We start from the raw sequence: 20763 nt of genomic DNA, 5'->3' as shown, positions 1-20763 counted from the left end.
GTGGCCGAGAACGCGCCAGAAGCATCTGTGCCGGGCGTGAACGCCCTTGGCGCTGCGACGAACGAGGCGGAGGCCCACCCGGCCGACGCCTTCCTCTCGGGCAGCCTGCGGCATGCCCCGGGCCCCTATTTCGGAGCCTACGGCGGACGGTGGATGCCTGAGTCGCTCATCGCGGCCCTCGACGAGCTCGAGGAGACGTTCGAGAAGGCGAAGCAGGATCCGGACTTCCTCGCCCAGATCGCCGAGCTCAACCGCACCTACTCGGGGCGACCCTCGCTCCTCACGGAGGCCAAGCGGTTCTCCCAGCACGCGGGTGGGGTCCGGGTCTTCCTCAAGCGCGAGGACCTCAACCACACCGGCTCGCACAAGATCAACAACGTGCTCGGGCAGGCACTCCTGGCGAAGCGCATGGGCAAGACGCGGATCATCGCCGAGACCGGTGCCGGTCAGCACGGGGTTGCGAGTGCAACGGCGGCGGCCTTCCTCGGCCTCGAGTGCGTCGTGTACATGGGCGCGGAAGACTGCCGCCGGCAGGCCCTCAATGTCGCGCGCATGCAGCTTCTCGGTGCCACCGTCGTCCCCGTCACGAACGGCTCCCAGACGCTCAAGGACGCCATCAACGACGCGCTCCGCGACTGGGTCGCGAACGTCCGGACCACTCACTACCTGCTCGGCACCGCAGCCGGCGCGCATCCCTTCCCCGCCATGGTCCGCTTCTTCCACGAGGTGATCGGCGAAGAGGCACGCGAGCAGATCCTCGAGCAGACCGGTCAGCTCCCCGACGCTGTCTGTGCGTGCGTAGGCGGCGGCTCGAACGCGATCGGGATCTTCCACGGCTTCCTCGACGATCCCTCAGTCCGGCTCTATGGCTTCGAGGCCGGCGGCGAAGGCGTCGAGACGGGGCGCCACGCGGCGACCATCACGCTGGGCCGTCCCGGCGTGCTCCACGGCGCGCGCTCCTACCTCATGCAGGACCAGGATGGGCAGACGATCGAGTCGCACTCCATCTCCGCGGGCCTTGACTACCCCGGGGTCGGACCCGAGCATTCGTATCTCCACGACATCGGTCGTGCCACCTATGAACCGATCACGGACACCGAGGCGATGGAGGCCTTCAGCATCCTCTGCCGGACCGAGGGCATCATCCCCGCCATCGAGTCTTCGCACGCGCTGGCCGGCGCGATCAAGGTGGGCCAGCGCCTCGCGGCTGAAGGCGGCAATCCCGCCGATCGCATCGTGATCGTGAACCTCTCGGGGCGCGGCGACAAGGACGTCCAGACGGCAGCCGAATGGTTCGGCATGCTCGACGAGAACGGTCAGGTGAAGGGGACGACGCTCTCGACGCGGCGCCCCAGGGGCTTCGTGCCGGGCGAGGGCACCGGCGCGGTGGAGGAGTTGGCATGAGCGCGACGGAGCAACCTACGCAGCAGCAGGCCGCGCAGCGCGGAACTGCCCAGGGCGTGAGCCAGACGACCACGGCGAGCAAGGCCGCGGCTGCCATCGACCGCGCGAGGGCCGAGGGCCGGGCGGCCCTCGTGGGCTACCTTCCCGCGGGGTTCCCCACGGTCCAAGGCAGCATCGACGCGGCGATCGCGCTCGCCCGCAACGGGGCCGACGTGATCGAGATCGGCATCCCCTATTCCGATCCGGTGATGGACGGGAGCGTGATCCAGGCGGCGACGACCGAGGCCCTCGAAAACGGCTTCCACGTCGCGAGCGTGTTCGACGTCGTCAAGGCTGTGACCGACGCGACCGAGGCCGCCGTCCTCGTCATGACGTACTGGAACCCGGTCATGCGCATGGGCGTCGACGAATTCGCGCGTCGGCTCGCCGAAGCCGGGGGAGCGGGGCTCATCACCCCGGACCTCATTCCCGACGAGGCAGCGGAGTGGTTCGAAGCTTCCGACAAGTACGGTCTTGACCGAGTCTTCCTCGTCGCGCCGTCCACCACCGCGGAACGGATGGCGATGACCGTCGCTGCGACGCGGGGCTTCACCTACGCCGTTTCGCTCATGGGCGTGACAGGCGCCCGTGCCGCCGTCGACGAGAGCGCCCAGCGCGTGGTTGCCGAGGCCCGCGCGGCGGGTGCCGAACGCGTGTGCGTCGGGCTCGGCGTCTCGAACGCGGACCACGTGCGCGAGATCGCCGCCTACGCGGACGGCGTCATTGTCGGAACCGCCATCGTGAGCGCTCTGAGGGATGGAGGCGCCGACGCTGTCGGCCGTCTCACCGCTGAGCTGAGCGGCGGTCTCGTGCGCTCCGCACACGCCTGACGACGGCTTGGCCTCCTCTCCCGAGAGGAGGCAGAAGCCGCAAATCGTAACACAGCACGCAGGGGAGGCCATGCCCATCCAGCATGCGGACGGAACCGTCTCGGTATGCGGCGACCGTGGTAATCTGGCGAAACATCGAGCCGTCTCCAATGAGCCGTGTCCCGCACTCAGGACGCGACGCTTTCAGCGGAGGACGACGGCGAACAGGGTTCAGCCCCGCTCGCTCCGCCCCGGGCCACCGCCCGCAAGCGACGCTCGCACCACAAGGACGTGGACCACCGGCCGCGGGAGCACTTCCGCCGGACCGACGTAGGAGGCACCTGACGCTGTTCGGCGGCGCGGCGCCGCCCCTACAATTTCCAGTAATCAGCGCCGTGCTGGGTCCCGTCGTGGCCAGCAACGCGGGGCCAGCGTTGTCCCCTGTCGCGAATCGATCAGGAGGAAGGACGTTTCGTCATGACTCACCCGACACACGGCACCGCCGTCGAGCACCTGCCCGCAGAGGCGGTCTCGCCGTTCGAGCGGTTCTCGTCCCTTCCGACGTCCGCAGGGCTCTACCGTGCGGAGCAGGAGAAGGACGCGTGCGGTCTCGCGATCGTCGCGACGCTCCGCGGCGAAGGCGGGCACGACATCGTCGATGCCGCGCTCCACGCGCTGCGCGCCCTCGAGCACCGCGGGGCCGTCGGCGCCGATGAAGGTACGGGCGACGGCGCTGGCATCCTCCTTCAGCTTCCCGACGAGTTCTTCCGCGCAACCGTCGACTTCGAGCTGCCCGTGCTCGGGCAGTACGCCGTGGGCATCGCATTCCTTCCTGCCGAGGATCGCGAGGATGCCGCGGCCCGCGCAGGCATCGAGGCCCTGGCCCAAGCCGAAGGGCTCAAGGTCCTCGGTTGGCGCGAAGTCCCGATAGTGGCCGAGCTTGTCGGGGCGATGGCGCGTGCGTGCATGCCGCGCTTCGCGCAGCCCTTCTTCGTCTCCGCGACGGGGGAGCAGCTCGACCGCAACGATCTCGACGCGCGGGTGTGGCGTATCCGCAAGCGCGCGCAGAACAAGCACGGCGTGTACTTCCCGTCGCTTTCGTCGCGCACGATCGTCTACAAGGGAATGCTGACCACCGCGCAGCTCGAGCCGTTCTACCCGGACCTCTCGGACGATCGCTTCGCGACCAAGCTCGCCATCGTCCACTCGCGCTTCTCGACGAACACCTTCCCCTCGTGGCCGCTCGCCCAGCCCTTCCGCACCATCGCCCACAACGGGGAGATCAACACGGTCAAGGGCAACCGCAACTGGATGCGTGCCCGCCAGTCGCAGCTCTCGAGCCCACTCCTCGGGGAGGTCCCTGAGGAGCTCTTCCCGATCTGCACCCCGGGCGCGTCCGACTCGGCCTCCTTCGACGAGGTCGCAGAGCTCCTGTGGCTCTCCGGGCGCCCGATCACGCACGCGATCATGATGATGATCCCCGAGGCGTGGGAGAACCACGCGACGATGGATCCTGCCCGCCGGGCCTTCTACGAGTACCACTCCCTCCTGATGGAGCCGTGGGACGGTCCCGCCGCCGTCTCGTTCACGGACGGCTCGCTCGTGGGCGCCACGCTGGACCGCAATGGCCTGCGCCCGTGCCGCTATTGGGTCACCGAGGACGGCCTCGTCGTCTTCGCATCGGAGGTCGGCGTCGTCGATGTCGAGCCGGCGAAGATCGTCAAGAAGGGCCGCGTCGCGCCGGGCAAGATGTTCGTCGTGGACACCGAGGCCGGACGCATCATCGAGGACGCCGAGGTCAAGGCAGAGGTCGCGGGCGCGAACCCCTGGCAGGAGTGGGTTGACCAGAACGTCATCCGCCTCGCCGACCTCCCCGAGCGCGAGCACGTCATCCACACCCCGCAGTCCGTCAACGTGCGCCAGCGTACCTTCGGCTACACGCAGGAAGAGCTGCGCATCCTCGTCGGTCCGATGGCCCGCACGGGCGCCGAGCCGATCGGCGCCATGGGCTCCGACACTCCGGTGGCCGTCCTCTCGAAGCGGCCGCGGCTGCTGTTCGACTACTTCGTCCAGTCCTTCGCGCAGGTCACGAACCCGCCGCTCGATGCAATCCGCGAGGAGCTCGTCACGAGCCTCAACGGCGCGATCGGCCCGAACGGCAATCTCCTCAGCATGGGGCAGGTCAAGGAGAAGCAGGTCATCCTGCCGTTCCCGGTGATCAACAACGACCAGCTGGCGAAGATCGCGAACATCGAAAACGCCCAGGGCGACCGGATCGCGATCAAGGTCCGGGGCCTCTATCGGCCTGAAGGCGGCGAAGCCGCACTGCGGGCGCGGCTGACCGAGATCTGCGAGCAGGTTTCCGGAGCCATCAACCGCGGCGTGCAGTACGTCGTGCTGTCCGACCGCGACTCGAACGCGCAGTGGGCTCCGATCCCGTCGCTGCTCCTGGTCTCCGCCGTCCACCATCACCTCCTGCGCAGCGCGAACCGCACGAAGACCGCGCTCGTCGTCGAGGCCGGCGACGTCCGCGAGGTGCACCACGTGGCGGTGCTCATCGGCTACGGTGCGTCTGCGGTGAACCCCTACCTCGCGATGGAGTCCGTCGAGGAGCTCATCCGCTCGGGCGACCTGCCTGGCGTGACGCCCGAGGACGGGGTCTACAACCTCATCAAGGGCCTCGGCAAGGGCGTGCTCAAGATCATGTCCAAGATGGGCATCTCGACCGTTGCCTCGTACTGCGGTGCGCAGACTTTCGAGGCGCTCGGCCTGTCGCAGGACCTGGTCGACGAGTTCTTCGCTGGGACGCACAGCCAGCTCGGCGGGGTCGGGCTCGACGTCGTCGCGGCGGAAGTCGCGGCACGACACGAGATGGCCTACCCGGCGTCGGGCATCGAGCAGCCGCATCGGGCGCTCATGAACGGCGGGGAGTACCAGTGGCGTCGCGACGGCGAGCCGCATCTGTTCAACCCGGAGACGGTCTTCCGCCTGCAGCACGCGACGCGTGAGCGCCGCTATGACGTCTTCAAGGCCTACACCACGGGGGTCGACGACCAGTCGAAGAACCTCATGACGCTGCGCGGCCTTCTTGCGTTCCGCGCGGGTCTGCGTCCGGCCGTCCCGATCGACGAGGTCGAGTCGGTCTCGAGCATCGTCAGGCGGTTCTCGACGGGCGCGATGAGCTACGGGTCCATCTCCAAGGAAGCTCACGAGACCCTCGCGATCGCGATGAATCGCCTGGGTGCCCGCTCGAACACCGGCGAGGGCGGTGAGGACGTCGACCGCCTGCTCGATCCCGAACGGCGCTCCGCCATCAAGCAGGTCGCTTCCGGCCGCTTCGGTGTGACCAGCCTGTACCTGACCAACGCGACCGACATCCAGATCAAGATGGCCCAGGGCGCCAAGCCCGGCGAGGGCGGTCAGCTCATGGCCCAGAAGGTCTACCCCTGGGTGGCGCGGACGCGGCACTCGACCCCGGGCGTGACGCTCATCTCGCCGCCACCGCACCACGACATCTACTCGATCGAGGATCTCGCGCAGCTCATCTACGACTGCAAGCGCTCCAACCCGAGCGCGCGCGTCCACGTCAAGCTCGTCTCCGAGGTGGGGATCGGCACGGTCGCCGCCGGTGTGACCAAGGCAAAGGCCGACGTCGTCCTCGTGTCGGGGCACGACGGCGGGACTGGAGCCTCGCCGCTCAACTCGCTCAAGCATGCCGGGGTGCCGTGGGAACTCGGCCTCGCCGAAACCCAGCAGACCCTCATGCTCAACGGGCTTCGAGACCGCGTCGTGGTTCAGGTCGACGGCCAGCTCAAGACGGGGCGCGACGTCGTCATCGCGGCGCTGCTCGGGGCTGAGGAGTACGGATTCGCCACCGCTCCGCTCGTCGTCTCGGGCTGCATCATGATGCGCGTGTGCCATCTGGACACGTGCCCGGTGGGGGTCGCCACCCAGAATCCCGAGCTGCGGGCGCGCTTCACCGGCAAGCCCGAGTTCGTGGTGAACTTCTTCGAGTTCATCGCCGAGGAGATCCGCGAGATCCTGGCCGAGCTCGGCTTCCGTTCGCTTGAAGAGGCAATCGGACGCTCGGAGTTCCTCGACACGAAGGACGCGATCGACCACTGGAAGGCCGAGGGGCTCGATCTCACGCCGATCCTCGCGGGCCTGGACTTCGACGAGGACGCGCCGCTGCGCAACACGACGGGCCAGAACCACGAGCTCGACAAGCACTTCGACGTCCAGCTCATCGAGATGGCGCAGGAGGCGCTCACGGACCGCAGCCCGGTCAAGATCAGCCTCCCGGTCGTCAACACAGACCGGTCCGTGGGGACGATGCTCGGCCACGAGGTCACCCGCACCTTCGGCACCGACACGCTCGCAACCGACACGATCGACGTGACGCTCACTGGCACCGCGGGACAGTCGCTTGCGGCCTTCCTCCCCGCGGGGATCACGTTGCGGCTGTTCGGCGACTCGAACGACTATGTCGCGAAGGGCCTCTCCGGCGGCCGCGTCATCGTCCGTCCCGACCGGACCAACGTGTTCCCGGCCGAGGACAACGTGATCGCGGGCAACGTGATCGGCTACGGCGCCACGAGCGGGGAGATCTTCCTCCGGGGCATGGTCGGCGAGCGGTTCCTCGTGCGCAACTCGGGCGCGACCGCCGTCGTCGAAGGCATCGGCGACCACGGGTGCGAGTACATGACGGGTGGCCAGGCGGTCATTCTGGGCCGCACGGGACGCAACTTCGGGGCAGGCATGTCCGGCGGTACGGCGTTCGTGCTCGACCTCGAGGCTACCAAGGTCAACACCCAGGCACTCGATTCGGGCGAGCTCACGCTCCTCGAACTCGATGACGAGGACCGCGACATTGTGCGCAACCTCATCGCCAAGCACGTGGAGGAGACGGGCTCGCAGCTGGGTCAGCGCCTGCTCGACAATTTCGACGACACGGCGGCCCGCATGACGAAGGTGCTGCCCCGCGACTATGCGGCGGTCCAGCAGACCCGTCTCAGTGCCCTCGAGGAGGGCCTGGACCCGGACGGGGAAGAAGTTTGGTCTCGCATTCTGGAGGTGACCGGTGGCTGATCCACGCGGATTCCTGAAGGTTCGGCAGCGTGAGACGCAGCCGCGCCGTCCCGTCCCCGTCCGCATCATGGACTGGAAGGAGGTCTACGAGGCGCAGGAGAACGGCGTCCTCAAGCGTCAGGCCGCCAGGTGCATGGACTGCGGTGTCCCTTTCTGCCACCACGGGTGCCCCCTCGGTAACCTCATTCCGGAGTGGAACGACCTCACGTGGCGGGGCAAGGAGCAGGACGCCAGCGAGCGCCTGCACGCGACGAACAATTTCCCGGAATTCACCGGTCGGCTGTGCCCGGCCCCGTGTGAGTCGGCCTGCGTGCTGGGCATCAACCAGCCTGCCGTGACGATCAAGCAGATCGAGGTCTCGATCGCGGAGCAGGCCTTCGAGGGCGGCTACGTCGAGCCTCTGCCGCCAGCCCGCCTCACCGGGAAGACCGTAGCCGTCGTCGGCTCCGGCCCGGCCGGCCTTGCCGCCGCGCAGCAGCTCACACGGGTGGGCCACACGGTCGCCGTGTACGAGCGCGACGACCGGATCGGCGGACTCCTGCGGTACGGCATTCCCGACTTCAAGATGGAGAAGGAGATCCTGGACCGTCGTCTCGAGCAGATGAAGGCCGAGGGCACCCGGTTCCGGGCCGGCGTCGAGGTCGGCCGCGACGTGAGCTGGGATCAGCTGCGCCGCCGGTACGACGCTGTCGTCATCGCAACGGGCGCGACCGTTCCGCGCGACCTCAGGATCCCTGGGCGCGAGCTTGATGGGGTCCACTTCGCGATGGAGTACCTCGTGCAGGCCAACCATGCCGTCGCGGGCGACCCGGTCGAGAACCAGATCGACGCCCGTGGCAAGCACGTCGTGATCCTCGGCGGCGGCGACACGGGGGCCGACTGCCTCGGGACCGCCCACCGCCAGCAGGCGGCGTCGGTCACGACTCTCGCGATCGGCAAGCAGCCGCCGTCGGAGCGTCCCGGCCACCAGCCGTGGCCGATGTTCCCGACGCTCTTCGAGGTCGCGAGCGCCCACGAAGAGGGCGGCGAGCGGACCTATCTCGCGTCGACCGTCGAGTACATCGGCACCGATGGCAAGGTGACAGGCCTCAAGGTCGCCGAGACGGAGTATGTGGACGGTCGACGTCTTCCGAAGGCTGGGACGGAGCGGGTCATTCCGGCGGACCTCGTCCTCCTCTCCCTCGGCTTCACGGGGGCCGAGGAGAACGGACTGCCCGAGCAGATCAACGCCCCGTTCGACGAGCGCGGCAATGTCGGTCGAGACGGCGAGTACATGACGGCCACGCCGGGGGTCTTCGTCGCGGGCGACGCCGGCCGCGGCCAGTCGCTCATCGTGTGGGCGATCGCCGAGGGCCGGGCGTGCGCCGCGGAGGTCGACAAGTTCCTCATGGGCAGCACGATTCTCCCGGCGCCGGTGGCCCCGACGGACCGCGCGATCTCCGTCCTCTGATGCACGTTTCGGGGTCCCGAGGACAAAGGGGGACCCTGTGCTCTGTCCGATCCATTCCGCTCCGGCGGAATCCGTGAAGTTCATCCCCCAGACATCCACGTTCACCACACAACCCCTAGGGTGAGGTATATGAGACGAGCGAAAATCGTTGCCACGTTTGGGCCGGCCATCTCGAGCTACGAGAAGACCCTCGCAGTGATCGAGGCCGGCGTCGACGTGGCCAGGCTCAACATGAGCCACGGCGACTACACCGTGCATGACGCGACCTACGAGAATGTGCGGAAGGCGTCGGCGGAGCTGCACAAGGCCGTTGGGATCATGGCGGACCTGCAGGGTCCGAAGATCCGCCTCGGCCGCTTCGTCGACGGCCCGTACGAGCTGGCTCCCGGCGATGTCTTCACGATCACGACCGAGGACGTCCCGGGGACGAAGGAGATCTGCTCGACGACGCTCAGGAGCCTGACCGAGGACGTCTCGGTCGGCGACACGCTCCTGATCGACGACGGCAAGGTCGCGCTGCGCGCGACGGCTGTCGACGACGTCAAGGTCGTCACCGAGGTCGTCGTGGGCGGGATGGTGTCCAACAACAAGGGCATCAACCTCCCTGGCGTCGCGGTGAACGTTCCGGCGTTGAGCGACAAGGACGAGAAGGATCTCCGCTGGGCGCTCAAGCGCGGCGTGGACTTCATCGCCCTCTCGTTCGTCCGCGATGCGAAGGACGTCGACCGCGTCCACGCCATCATGGACGAGGAGGGCCGGCGGGTCCCCGTCATCGCGAAGATCGAGAAGCCCCAGGCCGTCGACCAGCTCCACGAGATCATCGACGCCTTCGACGCGATCATGGTCGCGCGCGGCGATCTGGGTGTGGAGCTTCCGCTCGAGGAGGTTCCGCTGGTGCAGAAGCGGGCGATCGAGCTTGCCCGTCGGTGGGCGAAGCCCGTCATCGTCGCCACGCAGGTGCTCGAGTCGATGATCGAGAATCCTCGGCCGACGCGCGCGGAGGCGTCCGACTGCGCGAACGCCGTGCTCGACGGCGCCGATGCGGTCATGCTCTCGGGCGAGACGAGCGTGGGGGCCTACCCCATCGAGACGGTCCGGACGATGGCGAAGATCATCGAGTCGACCGAGGACCACGGTCTCGAGCGGGTCCCGCCCCTCGGCTCCCAGCCGAAGACGCGAGGCGGGGCGATCACTCGCGCCGCGGTCACGATTGCGGACCAGCTGGATGCGAAGTACATCTGCACCTTCACGCAGTCGGGCGACTCCGCCCGGCGGCTCAGCCGCCTCCGGCCGCAGAAGCCGATCTTCGCGTTCACCCCGCTGACCTCGACGCTCAACATCCTGAGCCTGTGCTGGGGCATTCAGCCCCGCATGGTGGAATTCGCCGAGCACACCGACCAGATGATCGCGCAGGTGGACGAGTACCTTCTGCGCGCCGGAATGGCTCAGCCCAACGACATCGTGGTGGTCGCCGCGGGCTCGCCTCCCGGCGTCGCCGGGTCGACCAACGCGCTGCGCGTCCACAAGGTCGGCGACCTCGCTGACGCGGGGCAGCTGCTCGACGGCGCCGTCAAGCCGACCCGTGAGCAAGTCGGTCCCTGGCCCGAGGTCTGATCCTCCGCGACAGCCCGTCAGACGACGAGGGCGGCACCCACCGGGTGCCGCCCTCGTCGCTTCCGAGTCCGGAGTTCAGCTCACCTGGCTGATGATGGTCTCGGCCACCTCGCGCATGCTGAGACGACGGTCCATCGACGTCTTCTGGATCCAGCGGAACGCCTCAGGCTCGGTGAGCCCCATCTTCGTCATGAGCAGGCTCTTGGCCCGCTCGACGAGCTTGCGCGTGGCGAACTGCTCCTGGAGATCCGTGACCTCGGCCTCGAGGGAACGGATCTCCTCGTGGCGGGACAGGGCGATCTCGATGGCCGGGACCAGATCGTTCGGGGTGAACGGCTTGACGACGTAGGCCATGGCCCCGGCGTCCCGCGCCCGCTCGACGAGCTCCTTCTGGCTGAACGCGGTGAGGAGGACGACTGGCGCGATCCGTGCCTTCACGATCTTCTCGGCGGCCGTGATGCCGTCCATGACGGGCATCTTGACGTCCATGAGCACCAGGTCAGGGCGGAGTTCCTCCGCGAGCGCGACGGCCTTCTCGCCGTTGTCGGCCTCGCCGACCACGTCGAAGCCTTCGCCTCGCAGGATCTCGATGATGTCGAGGCGGATGAGCGTCTCGTCCTCCGCAACGACCACGCGACGCGCGGCATGCGCCCTGTCCGACGGCGCGGCGCTCTTGGGCGACGGCGTGGGCTTGGCTGTCTTCTCCGACGTCTTCTCGGACACTCGGGCTCCTTGCTGCAGATTCGGGCTGGACTTACCACGATCCTACCGGGGCGCGTTGCGTCTGCGCAGTTTGCGGGCGAGTTGCCGGCGGAGTCGCTGGGCCGGCGGCGGACTGGTCGTGGACGACGGGGCGCCTCTCGGGCCTGTAGAGTAGTGCCGCGCGGCCGCTCCGGGAGGGGCTCGCGCGGGAAGGCCCGAGTGGCGGAATCGGCAGACGCGCCGCACTCAAAATGCGGTATCGAAAGGTGTGAGGGTTCGAGTCCCTCCTCGGGCACCGGTATAGGATGGATCCTCGGCGCAAGGTGAACCCGCGGCATCCGGACGGTGAACTCCAGGTGAACGCAGGCGGCGGGAGCACGGCGCCCCCACAACGTCGATCTCCGATGGGAACCCGGGTGGATATCACCGCCATGATCGCGCTCGTCATCGCACTGGCGCTCTTCTTCGACTTCACGAACGGCTTCCACGACACCGCGAACGCCATGGCGACACCGATCGCGACGGGCGCGATCAAGCCCCGGCCCGCCGTCGCGCTCGCGTCCGTGCTCAACCTCGTGGGCGCCTTCCTCTCGACCGAAGTGGCGAAGACCATCTCGAGCGGCATCATCCGCGAGGGCTCGCCCGGCGTCCACATCACGCCGGACCTCATCTTCGCCGGGCTCATCGGCGCCGTGCTGTGGAACATGTTCACGTGGCTGCGGGGCCTCCCGTCGAGTTCCTCCCACGCGCTGTTCGGGGGGCTCATCGGCGCTGCCGTCGTCGGCATCGGCGTCTCGGCGGTGAACTTCCCGAGCATCATCTCGAAGGTCATCCTGCCAGCCGTCGCGGCGCCCGTCATCGCGGGCCTCTCGGCATGGGTCTGCACACGCATCGCTTATGCCGTCACCGCGCGCCGAGACCCTGAAACCGGGCAGAAGCTGCATCAGGGGCGTGCGGGCTTCCGCGTCGGCCAGATCTTCACCTCGAGCCTCGTGGCGCTGTCCCACGGGACGAACGACGCCCAGAAGACCATGGGGATCATTACCCTCCTGCTCATCTCCGCCGGCGCACAGACACCGGGAAGCGGTCCTCAGTGGTGGGTGATCGTCGTGTGCGCCGCCGCCATCGGCCTCGGCACCTACGCGGGCGGGTGGCGGATCATCCGCACGGTCGGAACCGGCCTGACGGAAGTGCGGCCCGCGCAAGGCTTCTCCTCGGAGTCCAGTACTGCCGCAGCGATCCTTGCGTCGTCGCATCTGGGGTTCGCCCTCTCTACGACCCAGGTCACGAGCGGTTCCGTGATCGGCTCAGGCCTCGGCCGCCGTGGGACCTCCATCCGCTGGGGCACCGCGGGCCGGATCGCCGTGGGCTGGATTCTGACCTTGCCCGCCGCCGCCGTCGTTGGGGGGTTGGCCGCCGTCGTCATCGGGCTCGGACCGCTGGGGGTCATCGCCATCACCGTCGTCGGGGCGGCTGCCATCGGGTGGATGTTCCTGCTGAACCGCCGCCAGCGAGTGGGCCACCACAACGTAGTGGAGGTTGAGGAAGCGAGCGAAGCCGTCAGCTTCCCGCCCCGCAAGCGCTCGCCGAAGGGGGACCTGCGATGATCGACGGGGGAGCGTTTCTCGTCGTCGCGGTGGCGACGGTCCTCGGCGCAGGCTGCATCGTGCTGTTCTTCGCGCTCGGAGTGCGCCTGCGGGCCGAGAGCGAGGATCCCGTCCGCGCGAATCGGCGCTGGCTGGCCGCCGCGAGCCGCGCGTGCTACGCGCTCTCCGGGGCGGCCGTCCTGTACGGCGTGTACCTCATCGTGCCGTATTTCCATCCCTAGCAGGCCTCGCTCCGGCTCGCCTAGGGTGTGGCCATGGCGGAGTTCGTTTACTACGTGGGGGCGAGCCTCGACGGCTACATCGCCCAGGACGGCGGGGGGCTGGCCTGGCTCGAGAAGTTCGACGACGTGGAGGGCCTCGGCGCTTCCTATCGCGAGTTCGAGCGCGGCGTCGGCTGCGTGGTCATGGGCGGCGCGACCTACGAGTGGATTCGTGAGCACCACCCCGGCGAGTGGTCCTACACCGCACCCTGCTGGGTCTTCAGCCACCAGGAGCATGCAGCGGAGGACGGCGCCGACGTCGTCGGCGTTCGCGGGGCGGTGACGGAGTTCGAAGGCGAGCTGCGCCGGGACGCGGGGGACAAGGATGTGTACCTCGTGGGCGGCGGGAACCTCGCGGGGCAGTTCCTAGCGGCCGGGCTCGTGGACCGCGTCGTCGTGACCCTCGTGCCCGTGGCGCTGGGCGGAGGCGTGCCGCTCTTCGGTGCGCGTCCGCTCGCAGCGCCGCGCGACTTCCGGCTCGAAGGCATCACCCAGCGGGATGGCACGGTGGAACTGGACTATCGGGTCGCCTGAGCGTCCCGTGCCGGCAGGTCGCGGAGCAGATTGGTGATTCTCGCGGTGCAGATCCGATGCCCCGACTCGTCCTCGATGACGACTTCGTGCGAGGTCATGGTGCGGCCCAGGTGGTTCGCGGTGCAGACGCCCCGGACGATCCCCGCAGAGACCGGTCGATGGTGGGTGGCGTTGAGGTCGACCCCCATCGCGATGCGTCCAGGGCCGGCATGGAGAGTCGCCGCGAACGATCCGAGCGTCTCCGCCAGCGCTGCGCTCGCACCGCCGTGCAGGATGCCCGCGAGCTGAGTGTTCCCCTCGACCGGCATGGTCGCGACGGAGCGCTCGGGACCGAGTTCCTCGAACACAATCCCCAGTTTCACGACGAGGGCTCCAACCCCGCTCTCAGCAAGCCAGGCACGGAGGTGATCGGGGACGCCTGCGTCCATGACTTCCCGCTCGTGACGGGCCGGCAGGCCGCGGCCCGGGGCCCCCGGGAGGGGTGCGCCGCCGTGAGTGTCTTTCGTGTGCATGCCCACTAGGCTGGCACCCGTGAGTCAAACGAGCAAAGCCGAGACTGTCGTCCTCGATCCTCAGGGGGAGCCCCGCCGGCTCCTCGTCGTCGACGGCCATTCCATGGCCTTCCGTGCGTTCTTCGCCCTCCCTGCCGAGAGCTTCCGGAATGCCGAGGGGCAGCACACGAACGCGGTCCACGGCTTCACCTCGATGCTCATCAACCTCATGCGGGATCAGAAGCCCACCCACGTTGCAGTGGCGTTCGACGTGAGCGACGAGACGACTCACCGCAAGGCGGAATACAGCGAGTACAAGGGCGGGCGCAATGAGACGCCGTCCGAGTTCCGCGGCCAGATCGACCTCATCAAGCGCGTCATGCAGGCGCTCGGCATCCGCACGCTCGAGCTCCCCGGCTACGAGGCGGACGATATCCTCGCGACACTCGCGTCCCAGGGCGCGGATGCGGGCATGGAGGTCTACCTCGTCTCGGGCGACCGGGACACCTTCCAGCTCGTCAACGACCACGTCTCGGTCCTGTACCCGCGCAAGGGCGTGAGCGACATCCCGCGCATGGACGCCACCGCGATCGAGGAGAAGTACCTCGTTCCGCCCGCCCGTTACCCAGACCTCGCGGCGCTCGTGGGCGAGTCGGCGGACAACCTCCCCGGGGTCCCGGGAGTGGGTCCCAAGACGGCTGCGAAGTGGATCACGCAGTACGACGGGCTCGAGGGGGTCCTCGAACACGCGGGCGAGATCAAGGGCAAGGCTGGTGAGAGCCTGCGCGAGAACCTCCAGGCGGTCGAACGGAACCGCCGCCTCAACCGGCTCATCACGGACCTCGAGCTCCCGGTCGCGCTCGACGAGCTGGCCTCGCCCGAGCCGGACACCGCGGCCGTCGAATCGCTCTTCGACGAGCTCGAGTTCAAGAACCTCCGGGCCCGCGTCTACGAGATCTTCGCGACCGAGCCCGAGGCCTCGGGCACCGACGTCTTCGAGGTGCCCGAGTACACCAGCCCGGCCGAAGCCGAGCTTCCTTCGGCGCTCGCGCGCCTCGCGAGCGCCGCGGGCGCCGTGCCCGTCGCTGTCGCAGTCCGCGCCGAGCCGGCGGGGGAGCGCCAGGAGGCGACCGCCGTCGCCCTCGCCTCGCATGGCGAGGCGGTCTATCTTGCGGTCGACGGCGTGTTCCCGGCGCCGCTTGCAGAGTGGCTCGCGGACCCCGCTGTGCCCAAGGCGATCCACGAGTACAAGGAGTCCGCGAAGGCCCTGCGCGCGCTCGGAGTTGAGCTCGAGGGGGTCGTCGACGACGTCTCGATCTCCGGCTATCTCATCGAGCCGGACCGCCGGAGCTATGCCCTGGCCGACCTCGCCCAGCACCACCTCGACATCCAGCTCGGCTCGGCTCCCGCAAGCGGGCAGCTGGCGCTCTCCCTCGCGGGGGACGACGAGGCAGCAGGAGCGCTAGTGCGGGAGGCCGCCGTCGTCCGGGCCCTCAGCGCGGATTTCGCCCCCCGGCTGGCCGAAGTGGGGGCAGCCTCGCTCCTGGCCGAAATGGAGCTGCCGCTGGCACGGGTGCTGCTCGACATGGAATGGGCCGGGATCGCCGTCTCGAAGGAGCAGATCGATGCGCTCATGGGCGCTCTCGGCCGCGCGAGCGAGGAGGCGGCCGGGCGAGCGTACGCTGCGATCGGCCACGAGGTGAACCTCGGTTCGCCCAAGCAGCTCCAGACAGTACTCTTCGACGAGCTCGAGCTGCCGAAGACCAAGAAGATCAAGACGGGCTACACGACGGACGCCGCGTCGCTCAAGGAGCTGCTCGACAAGACGGGGCACCCGTTCCTCGAGGGGCTCATGGCGCACCGCGAGTCGAGCAAGCTCCGGCAGATGGTCGAGACCCTCAAGAAGTCAGTGACGTCCGATTCGCGCATCCATACGACGTACGCGCAGAACATCGCCGCGACGGGGCGCCTGTCCTCCAACAATCCGAACCTCCAGAACATACCGATCCGTTCGGAGGAGGGGCGGCGCGTCCGCGACGTGTTCGTGGTCGGCGAGGGCTATGAGTCGCTGCTCTCGGCGGACTACTCGCAGATCGAGATGCGCATCATGGCGCACCTCTCGAACGATGCAGGGCTGATCCAGGCGTACCGCGAGGGCGAGGATCTCCACCGCTTCGTCGGCTCGCGCATCTTCCACGTGGCCCCTACCGACGTCACGTCGGAAATGCGGGCCAAGGTCAAGGCCATGTCCTACGGCCTCGCGTACGGCCTGACCTCCTTCGGGCTCTCGAAGCAGCTCGACATCTCGGTGGACGAGGCGCGCACCCTGATGAAGGACTACTTCGACCGGTTCGGTGGCGTCCGCGACTACCTGCGCGGCGTGGTCGAGCAGGCTCGCAAGGACGGCTACACATCGACGATCTTCGGACGCCGCCGCTACCTCCCGGACCTCAACAGCACCGACCGCGCGCGGCGCGAGGTCGCCGAGCGGGTCGCGCTCAACTCTCCCATCCAGGGCTCGGCGGCGGACATCATCAAACTCGCGATGCTCGGCGTCGAGCACGAGCTCGAGGCTCGGGGGCTGGCTTCCCGGCTGCTCCTCCAGATCCACGACGAGCTCGTCGTCGAGGTCGCCCCCGGCGAAGAGGCAGCCGTCCGCGAGGCCGTGGTGGAGCGCATGGGGTCCGCGGCCGAGCTCTCGGTGCCGCTCGACGTGCAGGTCGGTGTGGGCCGCACCTGGAACGAAGCCGGCCACTGATGACGCTCGCCGGGGACTACGAGCTTCGGCGGTTCCGACCGTCGCAGTGGGGCGAGGAGGGCTACGGGCAGACCCGCGACTGGATCAGGGCCGTCGGCGCAGGCTTCTACGAGAAGCGGCGTTCGGAGGAACTGGTCGCGAAGACGGCGGCCGCGTTCGTGGTCGACGGACGCGAGCTCACGGGCGCGTACCAGACGGGGCCGGTCCCTGCCGGGGCGCTCGGCCCCGAGGTCCCCGTGGCGACCTTCGCCACGTTCCGCAAGACGCTCAACGCCGGCTACGGCGCGCTCGTGCCGGCCCATCTGGTGACGGCCGTGACGGTCCGCACGAGCCACCGTCGCCGGGGCCTCCTCCGCCGGCTCATGACGGAGGACCTCGCGCGGGCGAAGGCCGACGGCGTCCCGATCGCCGCGCTCACCGCGTCCGAGGCTTCCATCTACCGTCGCTTCGGCTTCGGAGTGGCGACGGCCGAACGCCGGGTCACGGTCGCGACGGGCCCCGCCTTCAAGCTCGCCGTGCCGACTGACGGCCGAGTGGAGGCCGCGGAGCCCGAGGTCCTTTTCGACCTTGCGCCATCGGTGTTCGAGCGCGCCCACCGGGCGACGCCGGGATCCGTCGACCGCCAGGAGCGCTACCGCCATTCGGCCGCCGGCCTCTGGGACCGGGACGGGGGAGGGGATGACCTGGCCCTTCGCGCGGCGCTGCACTTCGACGTCGACGGCACTCCGGACGGCTACGTCACCTACGCGTTCCGGGGCTGGGAGCACGAGCCGCCCACGATGGAGGTCCGGGACCTCGTCGCGGCGACGCCGGAGGCGTACCTCGCGCTGTGGGACTTCCTCGGCTCGCTCGACCTCGTCCGCCGGGTCGTGTGGAACGAGGCCCCGGCCGACGATCCCCTTGCCTGGGCGCTCGAGGACGCGCGCGCCCTTCGCGCCGAGGCGGCGCAGGACATGCTGTGGCTGCGCATCCTCGACGTCCCGGCGGCGCTCGAGGCGCGGCGATACGGCGTGGACGGGTCGCTCGTCCTCGACGTCGTCGACGGGCTCGGGATGGCAGCTGGTCGGTACCGGCTGGCGGTGGAGGGCGGGACGGCGAAGGTGTCCCGCGCCGACGGCGAGCTGCCGGACCTCGTGCTGGACGTTGCGGAACTCGCGTCGTTGTACGTAGGGGGCGTCCGGGCGACTATTCTGAGGGAGGCAGGGCGCGTGAGCGAGGAGCATCCCGGTGCCGCCCTCGAGGCGGAGCGGATCTTCGCCGTCGAGCGCCCCGCGCACTGTCTCACCCACTTCTGAGCGGCCCGCTCACCGGACCTCGGAGCGCCTATGCCCTCCTCGATGCCGCACGCCTCGCGGCGCACTGTGCTGTCCACACTGGGTTCGGCCTCCTTGGGTGCGCTCCTCACGGCGTGCGGGTCCTCCCAGGTCGCCGGGACGACGATCGCAGAGCCCGCCGTCGAGACACCCGCTCCGTCGGCGCACCCTTCGGCTGCGGCGCCCTCGGCCACCCCGACGCGGGTGCGGCCCCACGTGCTCGATGCCGCCGAACGGCAGGCGATCGAGGACCGGTTCCGCGGCCGCCGGCCCACACAGTGGGGCCTTGCGGTGACGGGCGTCGTGACGCGCACCGCGACCACAGCTGTTTCGCTCACCTTTGACGCGTGCGGAGGGCCCGGCGGCTCGCGGTACGACGCGGCCCTCATCCAGACGCTGCGGCGCTACCGCGTGCCCGCGACGCTCTTCCTCAACGCGCGCTGGATCGAGGAGAATCCGTCGCTCAGCGCGGAACTGGCCGCCGATCCGCTGTTCGAGATCGGCAACCATGGAACGGCCCACGTCCCGCTCTCCGTGTCGGGGCGGAGCGCCTACGGTATTCCGGGCACGGCGTCGCTCGCCGCGGCCCTTGAGGAGGTGCTCGGCAACGAGGAGCGCGTGTCCTCCTTGGCCGGCGCACCTGTTCCCTGGTTCCGACCCGGCACGGCGTTCTACGACGACATCACGGCGGCGGCGACCTCTGCCGCCGGCCTCGTGCCGCTCAACTTCTCCGTCAACGCCGACGCCGGAGCCACCTTCCCCGCGTGGAAGGTGGCCGCCCAGCTCCGGACCGTGGAACCGGGCGACATCGTGATCAGCCACATGAACCAGCCCGGATCGGGCACCGCGGCCGGATATGCGGCCGGTCTGCCCGCGCTCCTCGGCCGCGGGATCCGGTTCACTACGCTGTCCCAGTCCGGGCTCGCGGTGCCGGGCCACCCGGCGTAGCTGAATGTTGCCGGACCGGCGTGCCCTCGCTTTGACCCGGCTTGAGGGCGCCGACTAAACTGGACGGGCGCGTACTGCGCAGCTGTTCCAATCCAATTTTCAGGATGCCTGACCCGTGCTGTGTGGCATGGGACCGGGCTGCCTGACCGACTAACGATCCACATCGGAGCCCCTACTACATGACCATCACCTCCACCGAGAAGTCCGGCACCCCGCAGGTCGCGATCAACGACATTGGCTCTGCCGATGACTTCCTTGCCGCCGTCGACGCCACTATCAAGTACTTCAACGACGGCGACCTCGTAGAGGGCACTGTCGTCAAGGTCGATCGCGACGAGGTCCTCCTCGACATCGGGTACAAGACCGAGGGCGTCATCCCCTCCCGTGAGCTTTCCATCAAGCACGACGTCGACCCTGGTGAGGTCGTGGCGGTCGGCGATCAGGTGGAGGCCCTCGTCCTCACGAAGGAGGACAAGGAAGGCCGTCTGATCCTGTCGAAGAAGCGTGCGCAGTACGAGCGCGCGTGGGGCGACATCGAGAAGATCAAGGAAGAGGACGGTGTCGTCACCGGTACCGTCATCGAGGTGGTCAAGGGTGGCCTCATCCTCGACATCGGCCTTCGCGGCTTCCTCCCGGCCTCGCTCGTCGAGATGCGCCGCGTGCGCGACCTCGCGCCGTACATCGGCCAGAAGCTCGAGGCGAAGATCATCGAGCTCGACAAGAACCGCAACAACGTGGTCCTGTCCCGCCGGGCGTGGCTCGAGCAGACCCAGTCCGAGGTCCGCTCGACCTTCCTCAACAAGCTCGAGAAGGGCCAGGTCCGCACGGGCGTCGTCTCCTCGATCGTCAACTTCGGTGCGTTCGTGGACCTCGGCGGCGTCGACGGCCTCGTCCACGTCTCCGAGCTCTCGTGGAAGCACATCGACCACCCCTCCGAGGTTGTCGAGGTCGGCCAGGAGGTCACGGTCGAGGTGCTCGAGGTGGACCTCGAGCGCGAGCGCGTCTCGCTCTCGCTCAAGGCCACCCAGGAAGACCCGTGGCAGACCTTCGCGCGGACCCACGCGCTCGGCCAGGTCGTTCCCGGCAAGGTCACCAAGCTTGTTCCGTTCGGTGCGTTCGTTCGCGTCGAGGACGGCATCGAGGGCCTCGTCCACATCTCCGAGCTTGCCGAGCGTCACGTCGACCTCGCCGAGCAGGTTGTCTCGGTGGGCGACGAGATCTTCGTCAAGGTCATCGACATCGACCTCGAGCGTCGCCGCATCTCCCTCTCGCTCAAGCAGGCCAACGAGGGTGTCGACCCCGAGTCGACCGAGTTCGACCCTGCGCTCTACGGCATGGCTGCGGAGTATGACGAGGAGGGGAACTACAAGTACCCCGAGGGCTTCGACCCGGAGTCCAACGAGTGGCTCGAGGGCTACGAGTCGCAGCGCGCCGCGTGGGAGCAGCAGTACGCCGACGCGCAGTCCCGCTGGGAGGCGCACAAGAAGCAGGTTGCACAGCACCTTGCCGACGACGCCGCGGCGGCCTCCGGCCGCGAGTCGGTCCCGACGAGCTACTCCTCCGAGGCCCCGGCTCCGGAGAGCGGCACGCTCGCCTCGGACGAGGCTCTCGCCGCGCTTCGTGAGAAGCTGACGGGCAACTGATCCGCCGCGGCTGACTCCGGCCGCCGGGAAAGTCTCCGCGCGAAGGGCGGGCTCTGCACCTGCAGGGCCCGCCCTTCGCGCAGTTTGGTGGGCCCTTTGGCTC

Annotated in this window: 15 protein-coding genes and 1 tRNA gene; 14 read left to right on the top strand and 2 right to left on the bottom strand. The window is 68.8% G+C overall.

Annotated features, from left to right (window positions below; genetic code table 11):
- Positions 1-36: 36 nt before the first annotated feature.
- The 6 genes from trpB (at position 37) to pyk (ending at position 10404) form a co-directional block, all read left to right on the top strand.
- The gene (gene trpB / locus V7053_RS01790; protein ID WP_443022485.1) at positions 37-1404 is read left to right on the top strand and encodes a tryptophan synthase subunit beta; all 1368 of its coding nucleotides are present in this window, start codon (positions 37-39) and stop codon (positions 1402-1404) included.
- Positions 1401-2273, top strand: coding sequence for a tryptophan synthase subunit alpha (trpA, locus tag V7053_RS01785; RefSeq protein ID WP_334170545.1), 873 nt, complete (start codon positions 1401-1403; stop codon positions 2271-2273). The genes trpB and trpA overlap by 4 nt, the downstream gene beginning before the upstream one ends.
- A gap of 156 nt (positions 2274-2429) precedes the next feature.
- Complete coding sequence (locus V7053_RS01780; RefSeq protein WP_334170544.1) at positions 2430-2597, top strand: hypothetical protein; 168 nt, start codon at positions 2430-2432, stop codon at positions 2595-2597.
- Between the two features lie 132 nt (positions 2598-2729).
- Positions 2730-7340 carry a glutamate synthase large subunit gene (gene gltB, locus V7053_RS01775; protein WP_334170543.1) on the top strand — a complete coding sequence of 1537 codons (4611 nt, stop codon included), beginning with the start codon at positions 2730-2732 and terminating at the stop codon, positions 7338-7340.
- Positions 7333-8790 carry a glutamate synthase subunit beta gene (locus V7053_RS01770; RefSeq protein ID WP_334170542.1) on the top strand — a complete coding sequence of 486 codons (1458 nt, stop codon included), beginning with the start codon at positions 7333-7335 and terminating at the stop codon, positions 8788-8790. Before gltB ends, V7053_RS01770 begins: the two co-directional genes overlap by 8 nt.
- Positions 8791-8919: 129 nt before the next feature.
- On the top strand, positions 8920-10404 hold the full coding sequence (gene pyk / locus V7053_RS01765) for a pyruvate kinase (protein WP_334170541.1): 1485 nt from the start codon (positions 8920-8922) through the stop codon (positions 10402-10404).
- A 75-nt stretch (positions 10405-10479) separates the two neighbouring features.
- On the opposite strand, the gene V7053_RS01760 is transcribed toward pyk, so the two are convergent.
- A complete protein-coding gene (locus tag V7053_RS01760; RefSeq protein WP_334170562.1) occupies positions 10480-11037 on the bottom strand; it encodes an ANTAR domain-containing response regulator in 558 nt (185 codons plus the stop codon).
- 282 nt (positions 11038-11319) lie between these two features.
- Between V7053_RS01760 and V7053_RS01755 the strand changes: the two genes are divergently transcribed.
- From V7053_RS01755 to V7053_RS01740, 4 genes are all read left to right on the top strand, one after another.
- Positions 11320-11401, top strand: a tRNA-Leu gene (locus tag V7053_RS01755).
- 121 nt (positions 11402-11522) lie between these two features.
- The gene (locus V7053_RS01750; protein WP_334170540.1) at positions 11523-12713 is read left to right on the top strand and encodes an inorganic phosphate transporter; all 1191 of its coding nucleotides are present in this window, start codon (positions 11523-11525) and stop codon (positions 12711-12713) included.
- Positions 12710-12934: a hypothetical protein gene (locus tag V7053_RS01745; protein ID WP_334170539.1), complete on the top strand. Its 225-nt coding sequence runs from the start codon at positions 12710-12712 to the stop codon at positions 12932-12934. Before V7053_RS01750 ends, V7053_RS01745 begins: the two co-directional genes overlap by 4 nt.
- Before the next feature lie 33 nt (positions 12935-12967).
- Positions 12968-13507, top strand: a complete 540-nt coding sequence (locus tag V7053_RS01740) for a dihydrofolate reductase family protein (RefSeq protein ID WP_334170538.1) — start codon at positions 12968-12970, stop codon at positions 13505-13507.
- Here V7053_RS01740 and V7053_RS01735 read toward each other — a convergent pair.
- Positions 13492-14019, bottom strand: a complete 528-nt coding sequence (locus V7053_RS01735) for a hotdog fold thioesterase (protein ID WP_443022483.1) — start codon at positions 14017-14019, stop codon at positions 13492-13494. The genes V7053_RS01740 and V7053_RS01735 overlap by 16 nt on opposite strands.
- 103 nt (positions 14020-14122) lie before the next feature.
- Between V7053_RS01735 and polA the strand changes: the two genes are divergently transcribed.
- From polA to rpsA, 4 genes are all read left to right on the top strand, one after another.
- A complete protein-coding gene (polA, locus tag V7053_RS01730; protein WP_443022484.1) occupies positions 14123-16756 on the top strand; it encodes a DNA polymerase I in 2634 nt (877 codons plus the stop codon).
- On the top strand, positions 16756-18051 hold the full coding sequence (locus V7053_RS01725; RefSeq protein WP_334170536.1) for a GNAT family N-acetyltransferase: 1296 nt from the start codon (positions 16756-16758) through the stop codon (positions 18049-18051). The genes polA and V7053_RS01725 overlap by 1 nt, the downstream gene beginning before the upstream one ends.
- Positions 18052-18081: 30 nt before the next feature.
- The gene (locus tag V7053_RS01720; RefSeq protein ID WP_334170535.1) at positions 18082-19017 is read left to right on the top strand and encodes a polysaccharide deacetylase family protein; all 936 of its coding nucleotides are present in this window, start codon (positions 18082-18084) and stop codon (positions 19015-19017) included.
- A 179-nt stretch (positions 19018-19196) separates the two neighbouring features.
- Complete coding sequence (gene rpsA / locus V7053_RS01715) at positions 19197-20660, top strand: 30S ribosomal protein S1 (RefSeq protein WP_334170534.1); 1464 nt, start codon at positions 19197-19199, stop codon at positions 20658-20660.
- The last annotated feature ends 103 nt before the right edge of the window (positions 20661-20763 follow it).

Source organism: Sinomonas sp., from assembly GCF_036848755.1.
In the GTDB taxonomy this organism is placed as follows: domain Bacteria; phylum Actinomycetota; class Actinomycetes; order Actinomycetales; family Micrococcaceae; genus Sinomonas.
The sequence above is the reverse complement of the archived record's forward strand: the minus strand, read 5'-3'. Positions and strand labels throughout refer to the sequence as shown.